The sequence below is a fragment of the Amycolatopsis sp. MEPSY49 genome (assembly GCF_051337345.1).
GTDB lineage: Bacteria > Actinomycetota > Actinomycetes > Mycobacteriales > Pseudonocardiaceae > Amycolatopsis.
Window position 1 is genome coordinate 1,309,362 of the sequence record NZ_JBDLYJ010000001.1, and the last position, 22,767, is coordinate 1,332,128.

At 71.4% G+C, this 22,767-nt stretch carries 24 protein-coding genes and 1 riboswitch; of the genes, 13 read left to right on the plus strand and 11 right to left on the minus strand.

The features are described from left to right. Positions 1 to 128: 128 nt before the first annotated feature. From ectA to ABFJ78_RS06560, 5 genes are all read left to right on the plus strand, one after another. Positions 129 to 638, plus strand: coding sequence for a diaminobutyrate acetyltransferase (gene ectA, locus ABFJ78_RS06540; protein WP_436384813.1), 510 nt, complete (start codon positions 129 to 131; stop codon positions 636 to 638). Between the two features lie 15 nt (positions 639 to 653). Continuing rightward, positions 654 to 1,907: a diaminobutyrate--2-oxoglutarate transaminase gene (ectB, locus tag ABFJ78_RS06545; protein ID WP_436384814.1), complete on the plus strand. Its 1,254-nt coding sequence runs from the start codon at positions 654 to 656 to the stop codon at positions 1,905 to 1,907. 12 nt (positions 1,908 to 1,919) lie between these two features. Then, positions 1,920 to 2,312, plus strand: a complete 393-nt coding sequence (locus ABFJ78_RS06550) for an ectoine synthase (RefSeq protein WP_436384815.1) — start codon at positions 1,920 to 1,922, stop codon at positions 2,310 to 2,312. A gap of 31 nt (positions 2,313 to 2,343) precedes the next feature. Then, positions 2,344 to 3,246 carry an ectoine hydroxylase gene (gene thpD / locus ABFJ78_RS06555; protein ID WP_436384816.1) on the plus strand — a complete coding sequence of 301 codons (903 nt, stop codon included), beginning with the start codon at positions 2,344 to 2,346 and terminating at the stop codon, positions 3,244 to 3,246. Between the two features lie 411 nt (positions 3,247 to 3,657). Continuing rightward, entirely contained in the window at positions 3,658 to 6,426 is a 2,769-nt protein-coding gene (locus tag ABFJ78_RS06560) for a BTAD domain-containing putative transcriptional regulator (RefSeq protein WP_436384817.1), read from the plus strand. 287 nt (positions 6,427 to 6,713) lie between these two features. Here ABFJ78_RS06560 and ABFJ78_RS06565 read toward each other — a convergent pair whose 3' ends face one another. The 6 genes from ABFJ78_RS06565 to ABFJ78_RS06590 form a co-directional block, all read right to left on the minus strand. Then, positions 6,714 to 7,382 (minus strand): DUF4190 domain-containing protein, encoded by a 669-nt coding sequence (locus ABFJ78_RS06565; protein WP_436384819.1) that lies wholly within the window; start codon positions 7,380 to 7,382, stop codon positions 6,714 to 6,716. Between the two features lie 250 nt (positions 7,383 to 7,632). After that, on the minus strand, positions 7,633 to 8,517 hold the full coding sequence (locus ABFJ78_RS06570) for a hypothetical protein (RefSeq protein WP_372670141.1): 885 nt from the start codon (positions 8,515 to 8,517) through the stop codon (positions 7,633 to 7,635). Continuing rightward, the gene (locus ABFJ78_RS06575) at positions 8,514 to 8,990 is read right to left on the minus strand and encodes a DUF6932 family protein (RefSeq protein WP_436384821.1); all 477 of its coding nucleotides are present in this window, start codon (positions 8,988 to 8,990) and stop codon (positions 8,514 to 8,516) included. Before ABFJ78_RS06575 ends, ABFJ78_RS06570 begins: the two co-directional genes overlap by 4 nt. A 57-nt stretch (positions 8,991 to 9,047) precedes the next feature. Further along, positions 9,048 to 9,437: a hypothetical protein gene (locus tag ABFJ78_RS06580; RefSeq protein ID WP_436384823.1), complete on the minus strand. Its 390-nt coding sequence runs from the start codon at positions 9,435 to 9,437 to the stop codon at positions 9,048 to 9,050. 15 nt (positions 9,438 to 9,452) lie between these two features. Beyond that, a complete protein-coding gene (locus ABFJ78_RS06585; protein WP_436384824.1) occupies positions 9,453 to 10,181 on the minus strand; it encodes an OmpA family protein in 729 nt (242 codons plus the stop codon). 291 nt (positions 10,182 to 10,472) lie between these two features. Beyond that, positions 10,473 to 11,291 carry an SGNH/GDSL hydrolase family protein gene (locus ABFJ78_RS06590; protein ID WP_436384825.1) on the minus strand — a complete coding sequence of 273 codons (819 nt, stop codon included), beginning with the start codon at positions 11,289 to 11,291 and terminating at the stop codon, positions 10,473 to 10,475. A gap of 255 nt (positions 11,292 to 11,546) precedes the next feature. Here ABFJ78_RS06590 and ABFJ78_RS06595 point away from each other — a divergent pair, with 255 nt between their 5' ends. Beyond that, positions 11,547 to 12,209 carry a DUF3159 domain-containing protein gene (locus tag ABFJ78_RS06595; RefSeq protein WP_436384826.1) on the plus strand — a complete coding sequence of 221 codons (663 nt, stop codon included), beginning with the start codon at positions 11,547 to 11,549 and terminating at the stop codon, positions 12,207 to 12,209. A gap of 108 nt (positions 12,210 to 12,317) precedes the next feature. Here the strand turns inward: ABFJ78_RS06595 and ABFJ78_RS06600 are convergent, their stop codons facing one another. Both ABFJ78_RS06600 and ABFJ78_RS06605 read right to left on the minus strand, forming a co-directional pair. Next, the gene (locus ABFJ78_RS06600; RefSeq protein ID WP_436384827.1) at positions 12,318 to 13,274 is read right to left on the minus strand and encodes an N-acetylglucosamine kinase; all 957 of its coding nucleotides are present in this window, start codon (positions 13,272 to 13,274) and stop codon (positions 12,318 to 12,320) included. After that, positions 13,271 to 14,317 (minus strand): SIS domain-containing protein, encoded by a 1,047-nt coding sequence (locus tag ABFJ78_RS06605; protein ID WP_436385404.1) that lies wholly within the window; start codon positions 14,315 to 14,317, stop codon positions 13,271 to 13,273. The genes ABFJ78_RS06600 and ABFJ78_RS06605 overlap by 4 nt, the downstream gene beginning before the upstream one ends. 148 nt (positions 14,318 to 14,465) lie before the next feature. On the opposite strand from ABFJ78_RS06605, the gene ABFJ78_RS06610 reads away from it, so the two are divergent. Both ABFJ78_RS06610 and ABFJ78_RS06615 read left to right on the plus strand, forming a co-directional pair. Next, entirely contained in the window at positions 14,466 to 15,221 is a 756-nt protein-coding gene (locus tag ABFJ78_RS06610) for a GntR family transcriptional regulator (protein ID WP_086678867.1), read from the plus strand. Continuing rightward, positions 15,218 to 16,750, plus strand: coding sequence for an MFS transporter (locus ABFJ78_RS06615; protein WP_436384828.1), 1,533 nt, complete (start codon positions 15,218 to 15,220; stop codon positions 16,748 to 16,750). The genes ABFJ78_RS06610 and ABFJ78_RS06615 overlap by 4 nt, the downstream gene beginning before the upstream one ends. Positions 16,751 to 16,909: 159 nt before the next feature. Here the strand turns inward: ABFJ78_RS06615 and ABFJ78_RS06620 are convergent, their stop codons facing one another. After that, positions 16,910 to 17,860: a threonine ammonia-lyase gene (locus tag ABFJ78_RS06620; RefSeq protein WP_436384829.1), complete on the minus strand. Its 951-nt coding sequence runs from the start codon at positions 17,858 to 17,860 to the stop codon at positions 16,910 to 16,912. Positions 17,861 to 18,007: 147 nt separating this feature from the next. Between ABFJ78_RS06620 and ABFJ78_RS06625 the strand changes: the two genes are divergently transcribed. Then, on the plus strand, positions 18,008 to 18,745 hold the full coding sequence (locus tag ABFJ78_RS06625; protein WP_436384830.1) for a hypothetical protein: 738 nt from the start codon (positions 18,008 to 18,010) through the stop codon (positions 18,743 to 18,745). Between the two features lie 166 nt (positions 18,746 to 18,911). Here ABFJ78_RS06625 and thiE read toward each other — a convergent pair whose 3' ends face one another. Continuing rightward, entirely contained in the window at positions 18,912 to 19,571 is a 660-nt protein-coding gene (thiE, locus tag ABFJ78_RS06630) for a thiamine phosphate synthase (protein ID WP_436384832.1), read from the minus strand. 31 nt (positions 19,572 to 19,602) lie between these two features. Continuing rightward, positions 19,603 to 19,708: riboswitch (TPP riboswitch) on the plus strand. On the opposite strand from thiE, the gene thiO reads away from it, so the two are divergent. From thiO to ABFJ78_RS06650, 4 genes are all read left to right on the plus strand, one after another. Then, on the plus strand, positions 19,703 to 20,776 hold the full coding sequence (gene thiO, locus ABFJ78_RS06635) for a glycine oxidase ThiO (RefSeq protein WP_436384834.1): 1,074 nt from the start codon (positions 19,703 to 19,705) through the stop codon (positions 20,774 to 20,776). (Overlaps the previous riboswitch by 6 nt.) Beyond that, positions 20,776 to 20,976, plus strand: coding sequence for a sulfur carrier protein ThiS (gene thiS / locus ABFJ78_RS06640; RefSeq protein WP_329054587.1), 201 nt, complete (start codon positions 20,776 to 20,778; stop codon positions 20,974 to 20,976). The genes thiO and thiS overlap by 1 nt, the downstream gene beginning before the upstream one ends. 1 nt (position 20,977) lies before the next feature. Then, positions 20,978 to 21,736 carry a thiazole synthase gene (locus ABFJ78_RS06645; RefSeq protein ID WP_436384836.1) on the plus strand — a complete coding sequence of 253 codons (759 nt, stop codon included), beginning with the start codon at positions 20,978 to 20,980 and terminating at the stop codon, positions 21,734 to 21,736. A 163-nt stretch (positions 21,737 to 21,899) separates the two neighbouring features. Next, positions 21,900 to 22,328: a MarR family winged helix-turn-helix transcriptional regulator gene (locus ABFJ78_RS06650; protein ID WP_364452288.1), complete on the plus strand. Its 429-nt coding sequence runs from the start codon at positions 21,900 to 21,902 to the stop codon at positions 22,326 to 22,328. A gap of 1 nt (position 22,329) precedes the next feature. Here ABFJ78_RS06650 and ABFJ78_RS06655 read toward each other — a convergent pair whose 3' ends face one another. Next, complete coding sequence (locus tag ABFJ78_RS06655; protein ID WP_436384837.1) at positions 22,330 to 22,689, minus strand: winged helix-turn-helix transcriptional regulator; 360 nt, start codon at positions 22,687 to 22,689, stop codon at positions 22,330 to 22,332. Positions 22,690 to 22,767 lie beyond the last annotated feature (78 nt).

A 22,767-nucleotide genomic window follows, 5' to 3' on the forward strand; every position in this document is an offset into this window, starting at 1 on the left:
CAAGCACCGGCCGCTTCAAACATGTTTGTGGGACTGCTCACCGGGTACTCCACGTCGCCGCAGGTCATCACGGGGGTCGTGAGCTGGGTCGCTGGCGGGCGGAAAATTCTCTGTTACGTTTCCTGAGTATGTCCGTAACGCACTTGATCGAATCCCCGACCAAGGCGGACGGCGCGGAGCTGTGGAGAATCGCGCGCGATTCCGCCAAGCTCGATCTCAACTCGCCGTACGCATACCTGCTGTGGTGCCGCGATTTCGCCGAGTCCTCGGTCGTCGCGCGTGAAGACGGCAAGGCGGTCGGATTCGTCACCGGCTACCGCAGGCCGGACGCGCCGGAGGTGGCGCTCGTCTGGCAGGTCGCGGTCGACGCGTCGCAACGCGGGAAGGGCCTGGCCGGAGCGCTGCTCGACGCGCTCTACACGAGACTCGTCGCCGACGGAGTGCGTTACCTCGAGACCACCATCACCCCGGACAACGAAGCGTCCATCCGGCTGTTCACGTCGTTCGCGAAGCGCTGGAACGCCGCGATGGAAACCAGTGTGCTGTTCGCCGGGGAGGAATTCCCCGAAGCCGGGCACCTCCCCGAAGAGCTTTACCGCATCGGTCCGCTGAAGCCGCGCAAAGATCCGGGCGAGTAGGAGAAAAGAAACGTCATGAGCATCTTCGAAGAGCTCGAATCCGAGGTCCGCAGCTACAGCCGTGGCTGGCCGGTCGTGTTCGACCGCGCCCAGGGCAGCCATCTCTACGACGAGAGCGGAAAGCCCTATCTGGACTTCTTCGCCGGCGCCGGCGCGCTGAACTACGGGCACAACAACCCGGCGCTCAAGCAGGCGCTGATCGACTACATCCAGCGCGACGGCGTCACCCACGCGCTGGACATGTTCACCGTGGCCAAGCGCGACTTCCTGCAGACCTTCCGCGACAAGATCCTCGACCCCCGCGGCCTGAACTACAAGGTCGTCTTCCCGGGGCCGGGTGGCGCGAACGCCGTCGAAGCCGCGCTGAAGCTGGCGCGCAAGGTGACCGGCAAGGAGTCGGTCATCAACTTCACCAACGCGTTCCACGGCATGACGCTCGGCGCGCTGTCGGTCACCGGCAACTCGATGAAGCGCGGCGGCGCCGGCGTCCCGCTGGTGCACGCCACCCCGATGCCGTACGACAAGTACTTCGACGGCGCGATGCCGGACTTCCTGTACTTCGAAAAGCTCCTGGAAGACTCCGGCAGCGGGCTCAACGAGCCGGCCGCGGTGATCGTCGAGGGCGTGCAGGGCGAGGGCGGCATCAACGCCGCGCGCCTGGAGTGGCTGAAGGGTCTCGACGACCTCTGCAAGCGCCACAACATCCTGCTGATCCTCGACGACGTCCAGATGGGCTGCGGCCGCACCGGGCCGTTCTTCAGCTTCGAGGACGCCGGGATCAAGCCGGACATCGTCTGCCTCTCGAAGTCCATCGGCGGCTACGGCATCCCGATGGCGCTGACGCTGATCAAGCCGGAGCTCGACGTCTGGGAGCCCGGCGAGCACAACGGCACCTTCCGCGGCATCAGCCCGGCGTTCGTCACCGCCAAGGAGGCGATCGACGTCTACTGGAGCGACGACGAGCTCGAGAAGTCGACCAAGGCCAAGGGCGAGCGCATCGCCGCGGCCTTCTCCGGCATCGTCGAGGCCTACCCGGAAGCGAAGCTGTTCGCCAAGGGCCGCGGCCTCGCCCGCGGCATCGAGTTCCCGGACGGCGACCTGGCCGGCCGCGTCTGCGCGGAAGCGTTCGCGCGCGGCCTGCTGATGGAAACCTCCGGGCCCGACGGCGAAGTCATGAAGCTGCTGCCGCCGCTGACCCTCACCGACGACGAACTCACGCAGGGCCTGTCGATCATCGACGAGTCGATCAAGGCCGTCCTCAAGAAGTAAAGGAGATCGCCCGTGCTCGTCCGCACGCTCGACGAGATCACCGACACCGACGCCGACATCAAGACCCCGAACTGGCGCAGCAAGAGAATCATCCTGGCCAAGGAGGGCGTCGGCTTCTCGGTGCACGAGACCACGCTGTACGCGGGGACGGTCAACGACTTCTGGTACGCCAACCACATCGAGGCGGTGTTCATCACCTCCGGCGAGGGCGAGATCGAAGACCTCGCGACCGGTGAGGTGCACCAGCTCAAGCCCGGCACCCTCTACCTGCTCAACGACCACGACAAGCACCAGGTCCGGCCGAAGACCGAGATCAAGTGCGTGTGCGTGTTCAACCCGCCGGTGACCGGCCGCGAGGTCCACGACGAAAACGGCGTGTACCCGCTGATCACCGAGGACGCGTAAAACACCGGAGAGGAAACAGGAGGCGAAGCCCGTGACGCTGACGGACACCCGGGTCGACGACACTTACCCGACCCGGATCACCGGTACGCCGGCGCATCTGCCGCGCGTGCACCCCACGGTGTGGGGTACCGAAGCCGACGGCCCGATCGACGCCGCCACGTTGGCGAACCACGAGACCAAGGGTTACACCGTGGTCGAGGACCTGCTCTCCGTCGGGGAGGTGCAGACGTACTGGCAGGAGCTGGTGCGGCTGTCCTCCGACGAGGAGCTCGCCCGGGACGAGCGCGTGATCACCGAGGCGAAGACCGGTGAGGTCCGGTCGATCTTCGACGTCCACGAGATCTCGGCCCTGATCGCCGAGCTGGTGCGCGACCCGCGTGTGCTGGACCGGGCCCGGCAGCTGCTCGGCTCCGAGGTGTACATCCACCAGAGCCGCGTCAACTACATGCCCGGGTTCAAGGGCACCGGCTTCTACTGGCACTCGGACTTCGAGACCTGGCACGCGGAGGACGGCATGCCGTCCCCGCGCGCGGTCAGCTGCTCCATCGCGCTGACCGACAACTACCCGTTCAACGGCGGCCTGATGATCATGCCGGGCTCGCACCGGACGTTCGTCCAGTGCGCCGGCGAGACGCCGGACGAGAACTACAAGAGCTCGCTCAAGGACCAGCGGGTGGGCGTGCCGAGCGAGGACGACATCACCAAGATGGCGGCCGAGTACGGCATCGACCAGTTCACCGGCCAGGCGGGCTCGGCGCTGTGGTTCGACTCGAACATCATGCACGGCTCCGGCAACAACATCACCCCGTACCCGCGCTCGAACATCTTCCTGGTGTTCAACAGCGTGGAGAACGCGTTGCAGGAGCCGTTCGCGGCGAGCACGCCGCGGCCCGCGTTCATCGCCGGCCGCGACTCGACCCCGATTTCGCGCTGAATTGGCAGGCCCGCCGGTGACCGACCCGGTGCGCTTTGTTACCGTGTCGCCACCGTGCGGGCGTGTGGTCCGCGCAACAGACGTCTTCGCGGACGATCGGTGGGTGCTTCGCTCGGGGTGAGCTCACCCGCCTGGTCGCCCGCGGTGACGGACGGGCGGACCGCGCCCCCTGGCGGCCCGGCTGTTTGCTCCACCACGACCCCCTACCAGCGGATCGGGACCGCTGGTAGGGGGTCGTGCCATGTCCGCCGGTGGATGCCGCACCGCGTCCCGCTGACCGCTACGGAATCCGCAGACGCCCCAAAACTCCTGGTACCGGCCCTGCTCGACAGCCGGTGTCCACGGTAGGTTGACTTCCCGGCGAGGGAGACGCCGAACCGACCGTGAACCCCCGGGGAGGTGGGCGCGAGCATGGCCGAATGCCGGTTCCAGCTGCTCGGGCCCGTTCAGCTCTTCGCCGGTGACGTCGCCGTCCCGATCGGTGGTCCCGGGGTCCGCGGCCTGCTCGCTCTCCTCGCGCTCAAGCCCGGCAAGGTCGTCGGGCTCGACGAGATCATCGACGCGCTCTGGGGCCACGACCCGCCCGCCACCGCGCGCACCATCGTCCACGGCAACGTCTCCCACCTGCGGCGGATCCTGCGCGACATCGACGGCCCGAGCATCCTGACCACCCCGCCGGGTTACCTGCTGGCGGTCGAGCCCGAGCGCGTCGACGTCCACCGGGCGCGCAGCCTGCTGGACCGCGCGTCCCTCGCCGCCCCGGAGACCGCCGCCGCGTTGCTGGCCGAAGCGCTCGCGCTCTGGCAGGGCCCGGCGCTGGGCGGTGTCCCGGACTCGCTGCGGGCCCCCGAGCTGGAGGACCTGCGCCTGGCCGTGCACGGCGCCCGCGTCGACGCCGACCTCGACCTCGGCCGGCACGCCGAGCTGATCGTCGAGCTGAGCCCGATCGTCCGCGCCGACCCGCTCGCCGAGCGGACCGCCGGCCAGCTCATGCGCGCGCTGTACCACGCCGGGCGGCGCGGGGACGCGCTCGAGCTGTACCGGACCGTCTCCCGCGCCACGCTGCGCACCCTGGGCGTCGAGCCCGGCGCCGAGCTGCGCTGGCTGCACGAGCGCGTCCTGAACGACACGCTCCCGGCACTTTCACGTGAAAGTGCCCACCTGGGGGCGGCACTTTCACGTGAAAGTGCAGCTTCGGGGCAGCCGGTGTCGCAGCTGCCCGCCGCGGTGCCGAGCCTGGCCGGGCGCGCCGACGAGCTCGCCTGGCTCGACGGACTGGTCACCCGCGCGGAAGCCGGCGAGACGACGATCGCCGTCGTCACCGGGACCGCCGGGGTCGGCAAGAGCACGCTGGTCGTGTGGTGGGCGCACCGCGTCGCGCCGCGGTTCCCGGACGGCGTGCTGTTCGCGTCGCTGCGCGGCTTCGACCCGCATCACCCGCCGCTGGAGCCGGCCGACCTGCTCACGCAGTTCCTGCTCGGCCTCGGCGTCGAAACCGCGAAGATCCCCGAGCTGCTGCACGAACGCGTCGCGCTCTACCGGTCGCTGATCGCCGGTCGGCGGATGCTCGTGCTGCTGGACGACGCCCGCACCGCCGAGCAGGTGCGCCCGCTGCTGCCGCCGAGCGCGCGGACGATGACCGTCGTGACCAGCCGGTCGCGCCTGGACGGGCTCGCCGTGTCGAACGCGGCCAAGCAGCGCGTCCTCGGCACCCTCGCGCCGGACGACGCCGTGCGGCTCATCGAGGAGCTCGCCGGGCCGGCCGCGCTCAACCACGCACTGGCCCGGCTCTGCGGCTACCTCCCGCTCGCCCTGCGGATCGCCGGCGCGCGGCTCTCGGCGAGCGCGCAGCGGACCGCGGAGGAGCTGGTCGACGAGCTGGGCAACGAACGCACCCGCTTGGCCGGACTGCAGGTCGAGGGCGCCGACGACGGCGTGCGCGCTGCCTTCGACGTCTCCTTCCGCGGCCTGCCCGGCGAGATCGCCGAGACGTTCCTGCAGCTGGGCGCGGTACCCGGGGTGCTGGTCGGGCCGCACCTGATGGCCGCGGTCGCGCAGATCCCGGTCACCGAAGCCCGGCGGCGGCTGCGCGCGCTGGCCGCGCACAACCTCATCGAGGAGACCGCGAGGGACGTCTTCGCGCCGCACGACCTCGTCTGGCTCTACCTGCGGGAGCTCGCTGAGCAGGAGCTGGGCGAGAAGGAGCGCGACGAGGCGCTCGGCTGGACGGTCCGCTACTACCAGGCGGTGGCCGACCGGGCGCGGCGCCGGCTGGGCCACGTCGCCGACCCGCTGGACTTCACCGGCGTGCTCGCCGACGAGGCGATGCCGCCGCTGACCGGCTTCGCCGAGGCGCAGGACTGGTTCGCGGCGGAGTGGCCGAACCTCCTCGCGGCCCTCGACGCGGCGTACGCGGCAGGCCGCCACGACGACGTCTGGCGGCTCGCGCTCCTGGGCCACACCTACCGCGTGGTGTGCCCGCTGCTGGACGAGTGGACGCGGATGGCCGACCTCGGCGTCGAGGCGGCGGAGGCCGCGGGCGACGTCGAGGGCCAGTGCTGGCTGCGGCTCGCGCGGTGCGAGATCGCGCTGACGTTCGAACTGCCGGGCTTCGGGTTCGCGGACGCCGAACGGGCGGCGGCGCTGGCGGCGGGGTCGGCCGACACGCGGCTGACCACGTCGGCCGACCTGCACCTGGGCCGCGCGCTGAGCCGGCGCGGCGAGCACCAGAAGGCGATCGACCGGCTGGCGAAGGCGATCGCGGAGGCCCCGGACGTCACACTGCGCGGCCAGGCGCTCAGCAGCTGCGCGCAGGCGGAGAAGCGGGCGGGCCGGCTGGCCGAGGCGGTCGCCCACCAGCTCGCCGGGCTGGAGATCGACCGTTCGCTCGGCGACGACGACCGGGTCGTGGTGGCGCTGGACAAGCTGGCCGACCTGAGCTTGCGCGCGGGCGACCTGGGGGCGGCGGAGCGGTACGTCTGGGAGGCGATCGACCTGGCGATCAGCCGCGAGTTCGTGGCCCGCGAGGGCGCCTTGCGGCTGACGCTGGGGCGGGTGCTGCGGGCGCGGGGTGATCTCGACGGCGCGCGGGAGCAGCTGGCGTTGTCCGTGCGCATTTACGAACGGGTGCACCCGAAGCTCGTCGGTGAGGTGCGGAGCGAGCTCGCCGAACTCCAGTGAGGCTTTCGCGCGACAACTCCGCACCGCTGATCGACATTCGTGAAGACCATTGCGAATGGATCACGGCTGCGCCGATCAGCGTGAATCCTTAGTGGATTCTTAGTGCCCGCGGGCGGCGTCCGCGTAGGTTCGGCAGTGCCGGCTGAGCCCTAGGGGAGGGGCAGGCTGAGACGCCGGCGCCGGGCCCCGTGCGGGAAAACCCCGCCGGGGCCGGGAGCCGCCAGGAGCGGCTCGTGGCGGCCCGGCCGGCCGACGTGGGGGTAGGCCGGCCGGTCGCCAGGCTCGGCTCAGTTCACGTTCGCCGTGCAGAGCGCGATCGTCGTCCCGCTGTTTTCCGCGACCTTCTTGCCGTCGACGAGAATGGCGCAGCTGATTTCGTTGGTCATGTTCGAATTGCGCGTGTCGGCGGTCAGCGTCAACAGGTACGAACCATTGTTGTACGACGCCGCGCCCTCCCACGCGTCGGTGCTCGCCGGCGCGTTCTCGGTGCGCTGGTCGGACAGGCTGCCGTAGCGCACGGTGGCGCCGCCGGCGGAGGTGACCTGGAACGTCACGGTGTGCTTGTCCCCGCTCACCGCGGGCAGGTGCAGCCCGGATTCGCCGCCGCCGAGGAACGTCGAGTACAGCAGCATCCCGGCGGTCGTCAGCAGCGCGGCGACCGTGGCCACCAGCGCGGTGATCGCGAGCCCGCGATCGCCCACGGTGCCCTTCTTGACCTGGACCAGCCCGGTGATCGCCAGCACGAGCCCGATCCCGGCCAACGGCCACGCGACGAATCCGATGTCCGGGACGAACGTGACGACCAGGGCGGCCACGCCGAGCAGCAGGCCGACGATGGCGAGGATGTTCCGCCCGGGTTTGGCGTTGGCCTGACGACGCTCCGTGGCCGTCACCGGTGGCGCGGGCCGTCCGTGGCGCGCGGTGGTCGGCGGCGGGTACTGCGGGTCGGTCATCATGCGGGCCCCTTCGGGTGGGAGTGCGACGACGTTAACCCATAAGAGTGCCCGCGAACGAAATTGTTACATTCTGGAAAAAGTCATTGTCCCACCATTTCCCGCGAAGTATCGGTATTTCCTGACATCGCGAGCAGGGTGTGGCCGGGTGATCAATGGCGAGAATATCGGGGGTCCCACTGTTTTCGTGGGCGTACGGCCTACTACGACCGTCGGTGCCGGTGTTCAAGACGAAAGTCGCAACCTGGACTTTTCAGTCGAAAAGGCTCACTTCGGGGGTGATTTCGAGGAGCTCGAAAACGGGCCGGCCGCGGCGGCCGTCGATCGTCGTCGTGCGCACGACGCGCAACCGGGCGGTCACCGGGCGGTCGAGGTTCTCCTTGATCTGGTCGAGCAGGTCGGGCGCCACCGCGCCCTGGATCGTCCCGCCCGGCTCGCGGTCGAGGTAGAAGATCCGGCGCCGGGTGCGGACGCCGTCGAGCCGCCCGCGCACCGTTTCGTAGCCGACCGCCTCGCGCGACTCCCGGAGGCTGCCCTGCAGGATCCGCGCCTGCTCGGTGGTCATGCTGCGGGTGACCTGTTCGCCCGACGTCGGCGTCAGCGCCATCCCGATGCCGGCGTTCTTCGCGACGGCGTTCACGATGTCGCTCACGGCGTTGCGGACGGTGTCGCGCTGCAGCAGCACGGCGTCGAGCGCGCCGTCGTCCGAGCCGTTGGCGGGCAGGAAGTCGCAGAGCTCCTTGACGGCGCGCTCGGACAGCGTCTCGATGCCGTCGACGATCAGCGCGTCGTCGGAGACGTCGAGCTCCGGGAAGCCGAAGAAGATCGCGTTGCCCGCCTGGCCGCGCTGGATCAGCGGCGCCTTGTCGCGGTCGGCCTGCTGGACCTGGGTGACCTCGCCGGACGGGTTCCGGATGATGTGCCCGATCTTCGCCGTCGCGTCCTGCAGCGCGCGGCTGATGTCGGAGAAGGTGTAGGCGTCGATGGTCTGCTCGCCGATCACGGAGACGTGCAGCAGCGGCGACCGGGACGTCCGCTCGAACTTGGCGTTCGCGGCCATCGCCGACGCGCGCGCCAGGTCGTCGAGCCACGTGCCGCCCGGGATCTCGTCGGCGATGCGCCGGAACTCGTTCCTCACCAGACCATCTCCGGGTAGCCCCTGCCGCCGTCGGCCCAGACCTCGGCCCAGACGTCTTCGTCGCCGGGCCGGCAGAGGAAGCCGTCCAGCATGCCCCCGACCGGCTGCACCTGATCGAGGTACATCGCGGGCTGCCCGACGATCACGCCGCGCAGCGTGAGCAGGCCGTACAGCGCCGACCGGCCGGCGTCGTCGAGCCGCTTCAGGGCGCCCCACTCGTCGGGGATGAGGACGACGTCGAGGCTGCGCGGCGGGTGCGCGCTGCGCGTGATGAGCTCGCCGCCGATCCAGGCCCGCCCGGACGGCATGATCCGCCGGGCGACGCCGAGGTAGCTGTTGAGGGCGCTGAAGAGGATCTCGCGCTCGTTCTGGTGCGGGGCGTCGAAGACCAGGCGTTCGTAGACGTCGGCGAGGTCGCCGGTGTGGCGGCCCGGCGGCAGGACCTGCTGCGACGTCCAATGGGGGAGCGCCACGCCACCCCCTCCTCAGGCCTCGCTCACAGTGCGTAGCCGAACTTACCAGGATGGGTGTCAGCCACCGCGCCCAGGCTGCTGCGGCCACTGCGGGGCCGTCTCTTCGGACTCGGGCCAGGCGGGTTCTTCCTCGGTGGGCCAGTCTTCGGCCTGCGCACCGCGTTGCGGCGGCAGCGGCAGGTGCCCTTCGCGGTGGCCGACGGGCTCGGGTTCGTCGTCCTCGTGGACGTCGTGGGGCCGTTCGGTGCCGGGCTGCATCCACGCGGCGGGGATGAACTGGGTCTGCTCGGCGGCCGAGGGTTCGTCGTAGTGGTCCTGGGGCTCGGGTTCGGGCTGGGGTTGGGGCTTCGGCCGCTGGGCGGCGCGCAGGACGAGCCACGAGGTGAGCGCGCCGAGGGCGAAGGCGATGACCAGCCACAGCCAGATCTGCCCGAACAGCCACACCATCTGCTACTCACCCCTTCAAACGACTGTGATCTCGACGCGCCGGTCTTCTTCGCCGCCGGTGGACGGGCGCGTGTCGCCCAGCCCGCGGTAGGTCACGCGCTTGGCCGTCAGCCCGTTGGTGGTGAGGATCCGCGTGACGGCCCTGGCGCGGTCCCGGGAGAGCTTGAGGGCGCCGCTCGCGCTGCCGGTCCCGCGGGCGGCGTGGCCGGTGACGCGGTACCGGAAGGTGTCGGGCGACTTGGCGAGCGCGACGGCGACGGCGCGGGCGGCCTGCTCGCCTTCGGGGGTGAGCCGGGCGCTGTCCGGTTCGAAGGTGATCGGCGCCTCGGCGAGCATCCGGTCGATCTCGGCTTGCACCCCGGCCTTGTCGGTGGGCGGCGGCGGAGCGGTGGCGCTGGTGGTGGGTTTTTCGGTCGTGGGCGGCGCGCTGGTGGTGGGCGGCGTGCTCGGAGCCACGGGGACGACATCGCCTTGAAGCTGGGCGGCCCGCACACCGTCGACGTTCTGGACGACTTCGAGGGCTTTCAGGGCTTGGTCGGGCGGGAAGCCGCTGAGGGTGGCGTCCCGGCCGTCGAAGGTGACGGTGCCTTTTCCGAGGCCGGCTTGGGTGAGGGCAGCTTGGGCGTCGGCGGCGAGGTCACGCTGGATGTTCCCGGCTTGGGCCCAGGTGACGACCCCGGCCAGCAAGGCGGTGACCAGCACCGCGATCGGGACCACGAGGATCCAGCGACGACCACCGGACATAAGGGGACTGTAAGCCGGGTGGAGCGGGTTGGCGAGCCGGGGAAGGGTGGTCTTCCACAAGTTGTCCCCAGGCAAGTCGACATGTGGACAACTCGGGGTGCGGTGATCGGTTCGGCACTTTGTGTCGGGGAGGGCCGATAGAATGGACCCGGGGACGCCCCCCCTGGGAGCGGTGGGGGATGTCTGTGGGTTTCGGGGGTGGGCAGCGCGCAAACCCCCGGAATGCGCGGAGGCCGCCACCGGCACCCCGGTAGCGGCCTCCTCGAAACCGGCCTCCCCGAACCGAAACCCTCAGCTGGCCTGCTGCCGAGCCTGAGCGGAGTCCGGCACCTCGAGCACATCCAACGGCAGCAACGGCGCCAACTGCGGCCGCTTCGGCGACAACCCGTCCCCCATGGACTGCCCCCGCAGCTGCCGCCGGATCCACGGCAGCAGGTGCACCTTCGTCCACGTCAAATCCGACCGCCGCGAGTCGATCCACCGCGAGGGTGCCACCTCCGACGGCCACGGCTCGCGCCAGTCGTCCGCCACCGGGATCCCCAGGACCTCCGCCGACTTCAACGCGATCCGGCGATGCGCCTCCGGAGAGAAGTGCAGCCGGTCGTCGCTCCACGCTCGGCGGTCGTGCAGCGGCCCCATCGTCCACAGGTCCACCACCCGGGCGCCGTAGCGTTCCGCGATCGCCCACAAGTGCGTGTTGTAGATGGCCACCTTGCCGCGCAACACCGACATCACGGACAGGACCTTCGTGTCCGGGCCGTTGAAGATCAGCACCGGGATGCCCGCCTCGCGCAGCTTTGCGACGCCTTCCTCGAAGCGCGCCGTCACCGCGTCCACGTCCGCCCCCGGGACGATGATGTCGTTGCCGCCCGCGCACAGGGTGACCAGGTCGGGCTTCAGTTCCAGCGCGATCGGGAGCTGCTCGTCCATGATCTCGCCGAGCATCTTGCCGCGCAGGGCCAGGTTCGCGTACCGGAAGTCGGGGCGCCCGCCCGCCAGGATCTCCGCGAGCCGGTCGGCCCAGCCGCGGAACGAGCCGTCCGGGAGCCCGTCGTTGAGCCCTTCGGTGAAGCTGTCCCCGATCGCCACATAGCTGTCGAATCCGTACACGTTGGGTCCCCTTCCCGTCCTGCGACCGACTCCCCGACATGTAGTTGTACACCACAACTAACCGTCGGGACCCCCTGCCCGCGTTCAGCCTGTGGTAACAGTGTCTTATCTTGTCGGTCTTCTCCGCCTCTCTATTACGTAGTCTTCACCTTCCGCATGCCGTGAGACAGCACACTCGAAGGCCATTACCACATCCGGTGTGGCGAAAATCTCCCTGCTTGGAGCCTCCGGCGCGCGATCCGGCACGCTGGAGGCGTGTCCGCAGAACCCCGTGAGTCGCTCGCGCAGATCCTCGGCGGCCGTCGCGGCGCCCTCGACGCCAGCATCCCGCCCGTCGGGTTCGTCGCCGGCTGGCTCGCGGCCGGGCAGTCCATCGCCTGGGGCGCCGGCGCCGCGATCGTGGTCGCCGTCGCGCTCGGTGCCTACCGGGTCGTCCGCGGCGGGAAGGTCCGCGCGGTGGTCGTCAGCCTGGCCGCCGTCATCGCGGCCGCGCTGATCGCCCTGCACACCGGCCGCGCCCAGGACTTCTTCCTGCTGCAGCTGATGTCCAATGTGGCCAGCGCGCTGCTCTGGGCGGCCAGCATCGTGATCCGCTGGCCGCTGCTCGGCGTCGTCGTCGGCCTGGTGCTCGGCCAGAAGACGCGCTGGCGCCGCGACCCCGTGCTGCTGAAGGCGTACTCGCGCGCCAGCTGGGTGTGGGTGTTCGGCCAGTACACGCTGCGCGTGGTCGTCTACGGCCTGCTGTGGTGGTCCGGCCAGGTGATCGCGCTCGGCGTGGCCCGCACGGTGCTGTCGTGGCCCCTGGTCGCGCTGACCGTCGCGGTGAGCGGCTGGGTGCTCTACCGGGCCCTGCCGCCGGAGCACCCGGGGCTGCGCTTGGCCCCCGAAACCGGCGGGGGAGACGTACCCCGGACATAAGGCGGCCCCCGGCGAGGGGGGAGGGTCCGGGGGCCACTGCCTACGTTACCCGGAAAACCCGGGTTCAGTCGACGTTTTGACGTGTTCCCGGCCAGGGTTTTGCTCGTTCTAGGGAAATACTGGTCTAACCACCCCTTCGCCGAACGCGTCCACGGCGGCGAGCCAAGCGGCCCCGAGCACGCCGTCCGAGCTGGTCAGCACCTCGAGCCCGGACAGACCGCGGCGCACGAGCCCGCCGATCGGGCTTTGTCCGGTGAGCACCGAACCCACGAGCACGACCGGTGTCGACTCGCCGGGTTCGCGCGCGGCGAGGGCGTTGGCGACCAGAAGTTCGGCCGCACGGGTGACGATCCCGCGCGCGGCGGGCTCACCCGCGTCGTGCGCGGCGCTCACCAACGGGGCGAACCGGGCGAGCCGGACCGGCGCCTCGGCGTTGGCCGCGGTGATCAACGCGCGCGACGCCGCGAGCCGGCCGGTGTCGGTCCGGACGTCCAAACCGGACGGTCCGAGCGCGGCGGCGAGCACCGCCGAAGGCAGCCCGTCGAGGGGCAGCCCGCGCCCGAGAGCATCCAAAGTGGATCGGACGGCTTCGCGGCCGAGCCAGAACGCCGACCCTTCGTCGCCGAGCAGCCAGCCGTAGCCGCCCGCGGTGCCGGCCAGCCGCCGCTTGCGGATCCGGCCCGCGATGGAACCGGTCCCGGCGACGAGCACGGTCCCGTCCGGCGCCGACGTCGCGGACGCGTAAGCCACTTCGGCGTCGGCGACCACCCGGACGTGCGTGAGTCCGATTCGCGTCCAGGCCGCGTCGAACACCGCCGCCACGCGCACGTCGCTGAGCTTGCTGACGCCGGCCATGCCGACGACGCAGGCGCGCACGTCGCCGGGGTCGTGGGCGCCCAGCGCCGCGGTGATCGCGTCGGCGATCCGCCCCGCGGCGACTTCGGGCGCGTGCGAGTTGGGGTTGGCGCCGTCGCCGCGCCCGGTGCCCAGCACCGCGCCGGCGGCGTCGACCAGCGCGGCCCTGGTCGACGTTCCGCCGGCGTCGACACCGATCGCGAAGCTCACCTCGTCTTGGTCACCTTCAGCAGGCCACGCGGGCTGTCCGGGTCGCCGCCGCGGGCGAGCGACAGGCCGAGGGCGATCCGCTGGATGGGCAGGATCTCCAGGATCGGCGCGAGCTCTTCGACCGTCGGCGCGACGTCGATGCGCAGCGCCGCCGGCACCTCCGAGGCGGCCGAGCCGACCGCGAGGACGTCCGCGCCGCGCTTGCCGACGGCGTCGAGGACCTCGTGCATCGCCTGCCCGCCCTGGCCCTTGCTGGTCACCGCGAGGACGGCGGTCTCGCCGTCGACCGCCGCGACCGGGCCGTGCAGCAGGTCCGCGCCGCTGTACGCGCGGGCGGCGAGGTAGCTGGTTTCGGCCAGCTTCAGCGAGCCTTCGAGCGCGGTGGCGTAGGAGTAGCCGCGGCCGGTGGTGAGGACCCGGTCCACGAAGCGGTACCGGTCGACCGCGCGCTGGACGCCCTCGGCGGCGCCGTCCAGGGTCTGGCTCGCCAGCTCGCCGATCTTCTCGGCGTCGGCCGCCTTGCCGCCGCGGACCGCGTCGATGAGCAGGTAGAGCGCCATCAGCGTCGCCGAGTACGTCTTGGTCGCGGCGACGGCCTTCTCGACGCCGGCGCCGATGTCGACGCCGAGTTCGGACGCCGCGCGCAGCGGCGAGTCCGGCGTGTTCGTGACGGAGACGGTCAGCGCGCCCTGGCGCCGCGCCGCTTCGGTGACCTCGATCAGGTCGGGCGAGCCGCCGCTCTGGCTGACCGTGACGAACAGCACGTCCCGCAGGTCGGGCCGCGCGCCGTACAGCGTCGCCGTGGACGGGGAGACAAGACCAGCCGGAAGGCCGAGCAGTACCTCGATCAGGTACTTCGCGTACAACGCTGCGTGGTCGCTCGATCCACGCGCGGCGAGCAAAGCGAAGCGCGGCGGCCTCTGTGAGATCTTTTCCGCCACCTCCGCGATTTCCGCCTGACGCTCCACCAGTCCCGCCAGGACCTCCGGCTGCTGGGCGATCTCCGCGGCCATGTGCTCGCCGGGCCGTTGTTCGGTCATCATTTTCCTCTCCACCTCCGGCATTATGTACCGGACTCAGGCGGCGTCGGTCAGGTCTAGACCAATGTTAGTGGGGCGGCGCGTTTGGGGAAAAGGGTACGTTTCTTACGGGGACGTGGCGTGCGATGAGGGAAGACATAGGGAGTCGGGCATGTTGGAGACCACCACCACGGGCGAGGCGAGCGCCGTCGCCGGGATGCGCGGGCAGCGCGAGCCCAAGTACTGGGCGCTGAAGCAGCACCTCCTCGACCTCCTGGACGTGCTGCCGCCCGGGTCGCCGATCCCGACCGAACGCGCGCTCGCCGGGGAGTTCACGGTCTCCCGCACCACCGTGCGCCAGGCGCTGGCCGACCTCACCGCCGAAGGCCGCCTGCACCGCGTGCAGGGCAAAGGCACCTTCGCGGCCGAGCCGAAGCTCGCGCAGCGGCTGCAGTTGTCGTCCTACACCGAGGACATGCGCCGGCAGGGCCTGAAGCCGTCGTCGAAGCTGCTCGAACTCGAGGAGCTGCCGGCCGAGGGCGACCTCGCGAAACTGCTCGGAATCCGCACTGGTGCGAAAATTCTTCGCCTTCGACGGCTTCGACTGGCGGACTCGCAGCCGATGGCGCTGGAGACTTCGCACCTGCCCGCCGGCCGATTCCGCGGGCTGCGCAAGCACGTTTCGGCGGGCGGTTCGTTGTACGCCGTTCTACGCGAGCACTACGGCGTCGAACTCGAACGCGCCGAGGAGTCGATCGAGACGTCGCTCGCCGGCCCGGAGGAGGCGGAGATGCTCGGCGCCGACGTCGGCATGCCGGTGCTGCGGCTGACCCGGCACTCGTTCGCCACGGACGGCAAGCCCGTCGAGTACGCCCGCTCGGTCTACCGCGGCGACCGGTACAAGTTCGTCACGACGCTGATGCCGTGACCGCCACGGAAGACACCGGGATCCGCTGGGGGACGCACGCCGCGCGCGGCGTGCTGGCCACCACGATCCTCGGCTCGGGCATGGCGATGCTCGACGGCACCATCGTCAACGTCGCCCTGCCCCGCATCGGCGCCGAGCTGAACGCCTCCGTCGCGGGGCTGCAGTGGATCCTCGACGGCTACATGCTGGCGCTCGCCGCGCTCATCCTGGTCGCCGGTTCGCTCGGCGACCGGTACGGCAGGCGCCGGATGTACCTGATCGGCGTCGTCTGGTTCGGCGTCGCCTCCGGGCTGTGCGCCGCGGCCGTGTCCACCGAGATGCTGGTCGCGATGCGGATCCTGCAGGGTGTCGGCGGCGCGCTGCTGACCCCGGGGTCGCTCGCGATCCTCCAGTCGTCCTTCGCGCACGACGCCCGCGCCCGCGCGATCGGCGCGTGGTCCGGCCTCGGCGGCATCGCCGCGGCCGCCGGACCGCTGCTCGGTGGCTTCCTCGTCCAGGTCTGGTCGTGGCGGCTCGCGTTCCTGATCAATGTCCCGATCGCGCTCGTCGTCGTGCTGATGGCCCGGAAGTTCGTCCCGGAGTCCCGCGACCCGGACGCGACCGGGCACCCGGACTTCGGCGCCGCGGCGCTCGGCGCGATCGGCCTCGCCGGGGTCACCGGCGCGCTGGTGGAAGCGCCCGGCCGCGGCATCGGCGACCCGATCGTGCTGGTCGCGGGCCTGCTGGGGATCGCGGGGCTGACGGCGTTCGTCGTCGTCCAGCACCGCTCGCGTGAGCCGCTGGTGCCGCCGTCGCTGTTCGGCGACCGCACGTTCACGCTCTCGAACGCGCTGACGTTCGTCGTCTACGCGGCGCTCGGCGGCGTGATGATGCTGCTGGTCATGCAGCTGCAGGTGTCGCTGCACTACTCGCCGACGGCGGCCGGCCTGGCCGGCCTGCCGCTCACGGTGATCATGTTGCTGCTGTCCGGCCGGTCGGGGGCGCTGGCCCAGCGCATCGGGCCGCGGACGCAGCTGGTGGTCGGCCCGATCGTGGTCGGCCTCGGGATGCTGCTGATGCTGCGCATCGCGCCCGGCGCGTCCTACCTCGGCGCGGTGCTGCCCGCGGTGGTCGTGTTCGGCCTCGGCCTGGCGACGGTGGTGGCCCCGGTGACCGCGACGGTGCTGGCGGCGGCCCCGGACCGCTACGCCGGTGTGGCGTCGGGGGTCAACAACGCGATCGCGCGGTCGGGCGGGCTCCTGGCGGTGGCGGTGCTGCCCGCGGCGGCCGGCCTGACGGGTGAGGCGTACGCGGACCCGGTGGCGCTCACCGCGGGCTGGCGGATGGCGCTGGTCATCTGCGCGGTGCTGGCGATCGCGGGCGGGTTGATCGCGCTGGGCATCCACAACGGGGTGCTGGCACCGCCGTCGTCGCCGGCTCCGGACGCACCGTCGGACGAGTGCCCCCACCTGGGCGAGTGCTACCACTGCGGAGTCGAGGGCCCGCCGACGCACGTCCGCGGCGGTGGGACCCCGGTGGCCGGCTCGTAGGGCCCCAAGCGCCCCAAGGCGGCCTTGGTTGCGTCTCACGCACCCAAGGCCGCCTTGGGTGCTCCGCCGATGCCCCCACCGCCACCCTCAACGGAGGCGCTTCGCGCCGCAGTGCTGATTCAACGCAACCAAGGCCACATTGGGGCGCTTTGGGGCTCCCTAACCCGCGAGGATTTCGGCGAACAGCGCCGGGTCGGCGTTGCCGCCCGAGACGATCGCGACCGTCTTGCCGGCCGGCAGCTCGGCCTCGTGGAACAGGTAGGCCGCCGTCGTCACCGCGCCGCTGGGCTCGGCCACCAACCGGGCCTTGCGGGCCAGCGTGCGGACGGCCTCGCGGATCTCGTCCTCGGTGACCGTGACCATCTCGTCGACGACCGCGCGCAGGTGCGCGAACGTCAGCTCGGACGGCTGCGCGCGGAGGCCGTCGGCGATCGTGCGGGCGCGGTCGGCCTGCGGCCAGTCGACCTGGCGGCCCAGGCGGTGCCCCTCGGTCGCGTCGCCGGCCAGCGCCGGCTCGACCCCGATGACCTTCGCGTGCGGCGCGCGGGCCTTGATCGCGGTGCCGACGCCGGAGGCGAGTCCGCCGCCGCTGACCGGCACCAGCACGACGTCGACGTCGGGGAGGTCCTCGGCGATCTCGAGGCCCGTCGTGCCCTGCCCGGCGATGACGGCCGCGTCGTCGTAGGGCGGGATGAGGCTCAGCCCGCGTTCGGCGGCCAGTTCGCGCGCTTTGCCCTCGTGTTCGCCGATCGGCACCTCGATCACCTCGGCGCCGTAGGAGCGGGTGGCCTCGACCTTGATCCGCGGCGCGATGTCCGGCACGACGATCACCGCGGGCACGCCGTACCGCTGCGCCGCGTACGCGACCGCTTGCGCGTGGTTGCCGCTCGAGTACGCGATGACGCCCCGGGTACGCCGTTCGTCGTCGAGGCCGGCGATGGCGTTGAACGCGCCGCGCACCTTGAACGCGCCGACCGGTTGCAGGCTTTCGGGTTTGAGCCACAGGGTTCCGCGGGGATCCCACGTCTGGAGCAACAGGGGCGTGCGCACGGCGACATCCTGGACGCGCTTCGCCGCGGCCTCGATGTCAGAGATCGTCACCAGTTCCATGTGCCGAGTATGTCAAGAAAGTGTTCGGCGTGAAGTGTCTATTGTGGACAGTGAGAGTGGCGCTCCTCACGCTCCGGCAACGCGGGGAGTTCCTCGCGCGCCTTACACGTTGGGAACGGGGAGAAGACTTTCTAGCGGATCGGGATCATGAGCAAGGAGAACGCAGCGGCTTCCGAGTTGGACACGAAGAAGGAAGAAAAGTCCGGCCTGCGGATCGCGCAGGTGCTGGCGGCGGCGCTCGCGGCGGTGACCGCGGCGCTGCTGGGATCGACGCTCGGCGTGGCGGGCACGGTGGTCGGCGCGGGCGTGGCGAGCGTGGTGTCGACGGTCGGCAGCGAGCTGTACCTGCGCTCGCTGCAGCGCACCCGCGAGGCGGCGCTCAGGGCGCGCCAGCTGGCGACATCGGGAATCCGGCGGCGCGGACCGGCGATCGACATCACCGAGCAGCCGACGGTGCAGCTGAAACCGCCTGCCGAGGAGCCGTCGGGACTGTCGGCGCGGCTGCGCAAGCTGCGCTGGCCGTTGATCATCGGCACGAGCGTGGCGGCGTTCGCGGTGGCGATCCTGGCGATAGTCGGCTTCGAGTCGGCGACGGGCACCCAGATCGGCGGCGGCACGGGCACGAGCATCGGCAAGATCTTCGGCAACGGCGGTGGCCGGACCGACCCGACACCCTCGACGACGCCGTCGACTTCGACTCCGACGGAGGACACGCAGGTGTCCCCGAGCGAGTCGACGCCGACGGAGACATCGACGGCCCCGACGACTTCGTCGGAGACGCCGACGACAACGCCGAGCACGACGACGCAGCAGCCGTCGACGTCAGCCCCGGCGACGACGACCCCGCCGACCAGCAAAGGCACGGCGGCGCCCCCGACGCCGTAGCCGGTTCGGCTTGAGATCGCAACGCCTTGTCCACAGGCATCGCCGGTTTCGACGACCTCGCGCGAAGTTGTCCACAACTTCGCGCGAGGCCGTTTTTGCAGGTCGGGGGCCGATAGACTGGGACGGGGACGCCCCCCCAGGGATGGGCGGGGGCCGTCTGTCTTGGTCAGGGGAGGCGGGCGCGCAGTTCCCGCGCCGCGGCTTCCGGGTCCTCGGCCTCGGTGATCGCCCGGACCACCACGATCCGGGACGCGCCTGCCTCCAGCACCGAGGGGAGCCGGTCGCCGTCGATGCCGCCGATCGCGAACCAGGGCCGGGCAGGCGCGGCCGCGGCCGTCGAACGCACCAGGTCCAATCCGGGCGCCGACCGGCCCGGCTTCGTCGGCGTCGGCCAGCACGGCCCCGTGCAGAAGTAGTCCACCCCCGGCTCCGAAGCAGCGGCGGAAGCCTGCGAGACGGAGTGCGTCGACCGGCCGATGACCACCTCGTCCCCGAGGATCCGGCGGGCCAGCCCCACCGGGATGTCGTCCTGACCCAGGTGCAGCACGTCCGCACCCACCGCCAACGCCACGTCGGCCCGGTCGTTCACCGACAGCAGCGCTCCGTGCCGCGCGCAGGCCTCGGCCAGCACCTCCAGCGCCGCGATCTCCTGAGCGGCTTCCAAAGCGCCGGTCTTGTCGCGCAGCTGGATGATGTCGACGCCGCCGGCCAGGGCCGCGTCGGCGAAGGACGCCAGGTCGCCGCGGGACGTGCGGGCGTCCGTGCAGAGGTACAGGCGCGCCGCGTCGAGGCGGGCGCGGATCTTGTCACCGGAGAGGGCGGGCATAGCGGCGACCGTACCCGGCGAGCTAGGGTGGACGGGTCCGCACGGGAGCCCGAGGGACGGGCTGAGAGGGAGCTGCCGCTCCGACCGTGGAACCTGATCCGGGTCATGCCGGCGCAGGGAGCGTGATTCCCATGACGAACCTGGCAGTGGTGGGCGGCGGCGTGATCGGCCTGTCCACGGCGTGGCGCGCGGCCGCGGCCGGCCACGACGTCACCCTCTACGACCCCGCACCCGTCCGCGGCGGCGCGTCCTGGCTGGCCGGCGGCATGCTCGCCCCGGTCACCGAGGCCTGGCCCGGCGAGGAAGACGTCCTGCGCCTCGGCGAAGAATCGCTGCGGAGGTGGCCCGGCTTCGCGAGCGACCTGGCGCGGGAAGGCCTCGACCCCGGCCTCGCCGAACACGGCACGCTGGTCGTCGCCTTCGACAGCGCCGACGCCGGCTACCTGGACATCCTCGCGGGCCACCTGCACGAGCTCGGCCGCGCGGCCGAGCGGCTCACCGGCCGGGAGACCAAGCGGCTCGAACCCGGCGTCGGCTCTGTCCGAAGTGGACTCCACGTGCCCGGCGACCTGGCCGTGGACAACCGGAAACTGCTCCAAGCCCTGTACGCCGCCTGCCAGAAGCGGGACGTCCGGTTCGTCCGCGAACGCGTGGAACGGATCCCGGACGCCGAAGCCCTCGTGCTCGCCGCCGGCGCCTGGACCGGGCGGCTGCACCCGCAGCTCGCCGGCGCCGTCCGCCCGCTCAAGGGCGAGATCCTGCGGCTCAAGCCCCGCCGGGGCTGCCTGCCGCCGCCGGCGCGCACCGTCCGGGCCGTCGTCGAAGGGAAGCCGATCTACCTCGTCCCGCGCGGCGACCAGGAGCTCGTCCTCGGCGCGACGCAGTACGAAGCGGGCTTCGACCAGTCCGTCACCGCGCGCGGCGTGCGCGAGCTGATCGAGGGCGCCGAACGCGTCTTCCCCGCGATCACCGAGTACGAGCTGGCCGAGACCGCCGCGGGCCTACGGGCCGGCAGCCGGGACGTGCTGCCGTACCTCGGCGTCCTGGACGACGGCGTCTTCGCCGCCACCGGGCACCACCGCAACGGCCTGCTGATGGCCCCCGTGACCGCGGACGCCGTCCTCGCCTGGCTCGAGGGGGAGAAGCCGCCCGAAGGCGTCGAAGCGGCTTCGCCCGCCCGCCTGCACCAGAAGGAGCACGTGTGATGGAGATCAAGCTCAACGGGACGTGGACGGAGTTCCCGGACGGCGCCACCGTCGCCGACGTCCTCGACGCGTCGGGCGGGCAGCGGCCCGGCATCGCCGTCGCGGTCGACGGCGTCGTCGTCCGCCGGAGCGACTGGCCGACCACCGCCGTGCCCAAGGGCGCGGGCGTCGACGTGCTCACCGCGGTCCAGGGAGGCTGAAATGGACGAAGAACCGCTGGTCATCGGCACCGCCAAGCTGTCGTCCCGGCTGATCATCGGCACCGGCGGCGCGGCCAACCTGGCCGTGCTCGAACGCGCGCTGGTCGCGTCCGGCACCGAGCTGACCACCGTCGCGATGCGCCGCGCCGACGCCGAAGGCGGCTCCGGCGTCCTCGAGCTGCTGCGAAGGCTCGGTATCGAGCTGCTGCCGAACACGGCGGGCTGCCGCACGGCCGCCGAAGCCGTGCTCACCGCGCAACTCGCCCGGGAAGCGCTGGAAACCGACCTGATCAAGCTCGAGGTGCACGCCGACGACCGGACGCTGCTGCCGGACCCGGTCGAGACCCTCGACGCCGCCGAACGGCTGGCCGCCGACGGGTTCACCGTGTTCGTCTACACGAACGACGACCCGGTGCTCGCGCTGCGGCTGGAGGAGGCCGGCTGCGCCGCGGTGATGCCGCTGGGCGCGCCGATCGGCACCGGCCTCGGCATCCGGAATCCGCACAACATCGAGCTGATCGTTTCGCGGGCGGGCGTGCCGGTGATCCTGGACGCCGGAATCGGCACGGCGTCGGACGCGACGCTGGCGATGGAGCTCGGCTGCGACGCCGTCCTGCTGTCCACGGCCGTCACCCGGGCGGCCGATCCGGAGCGGATGGCCGCCGCCATGCGCTCGGCCGTCCTCGCTGGTCACCTGGCCCGCGGGGCCGGCCGGGTGCCGCAGCGCTTCTGGGCGCAGGCTTCGAGTCCACCCCGGTGAACTGCTGCTCTTTTCGGGGGCTCCGGGTGGCGGAGCCCCCGGCTCCGGGGCGAAGCCCCGGTATGAACACAGGTGGCTTCACGCCGAACGCGCAGGGCGAGCCCGTAAGGTGGACGGCACTTTCCGGCGCACCGGCGGCGGGGCAAGGCAGAAGGAGCCAGCCGTGACGAGCACATCGGTCCAGGACGTCTCGGGCAGGTTGTACCTGGCCGTCGGCAGGCTGTCCCGGTCGCTGCGGCAGGCCGGCGTGCCCGGCCCCGGCCACGGCGCCATCTCGGCCCTCGCGACGCTGGTGATCTCCGGACAGCTGCGCCTGGGCGACCTCGCCGCGAAGGAGGGCGTCGCCGCGGCGACGATGTCGCGGATCATCGCGTCCCTGGTGGAGGCGGGGTACGTCAGCCGCGAGTCCGACCCGGTCGACCGCCGGGCGTGGCTGGCGAAGGCGACCGAAGAAGGCGAGCGGCTGGTGTCCGGCGTCCGGTCGACGCGGGTGCAGGAGCTGAACCGCCGTCTCGACCGCTTGACGCCCGAGCATCGCGAAGCGCTCACGGCGGCGCTCCCGGCGCTCGAGGCTCTGATCGCCGACGACTGAGCTAGTCCGCGAGCCGCCGGGTGATCCGGTCGAACAGCTCCGTCAGCGGTTCGCCGACGTCCCGGCCGAACTCGGTCAGCCCGTAGGTGACCTGCGGCGGTGTCGTCGGCTCGACCCGGCGCCAGATCAGGCCGTCGGCCACCAGCGCGCGCAGGGATTGCGCGAGCATCTTCTCGCTGATGCCCTGGATGCTCTCCCGCAGCTCGAAGAACCTGAGGTCGTTGCGCTGCAGGGAGATCAGCACCCAGATGCCCCACCGGCTGGTGACGTGGTCGACGACGTCCCGCGCGACGCAGTCGGTGTGAAACACCTCATACCGGCCCTCGGTGCCGGGCGGGGTGAGCTGCGAGCCTCCGGTCATGTCATGAGCTTACCCAGAGGTATGTACTTACCAGAAGTTAGCTCCGCTCCTACCGTCCCGATCACCAGGAAATCGGAC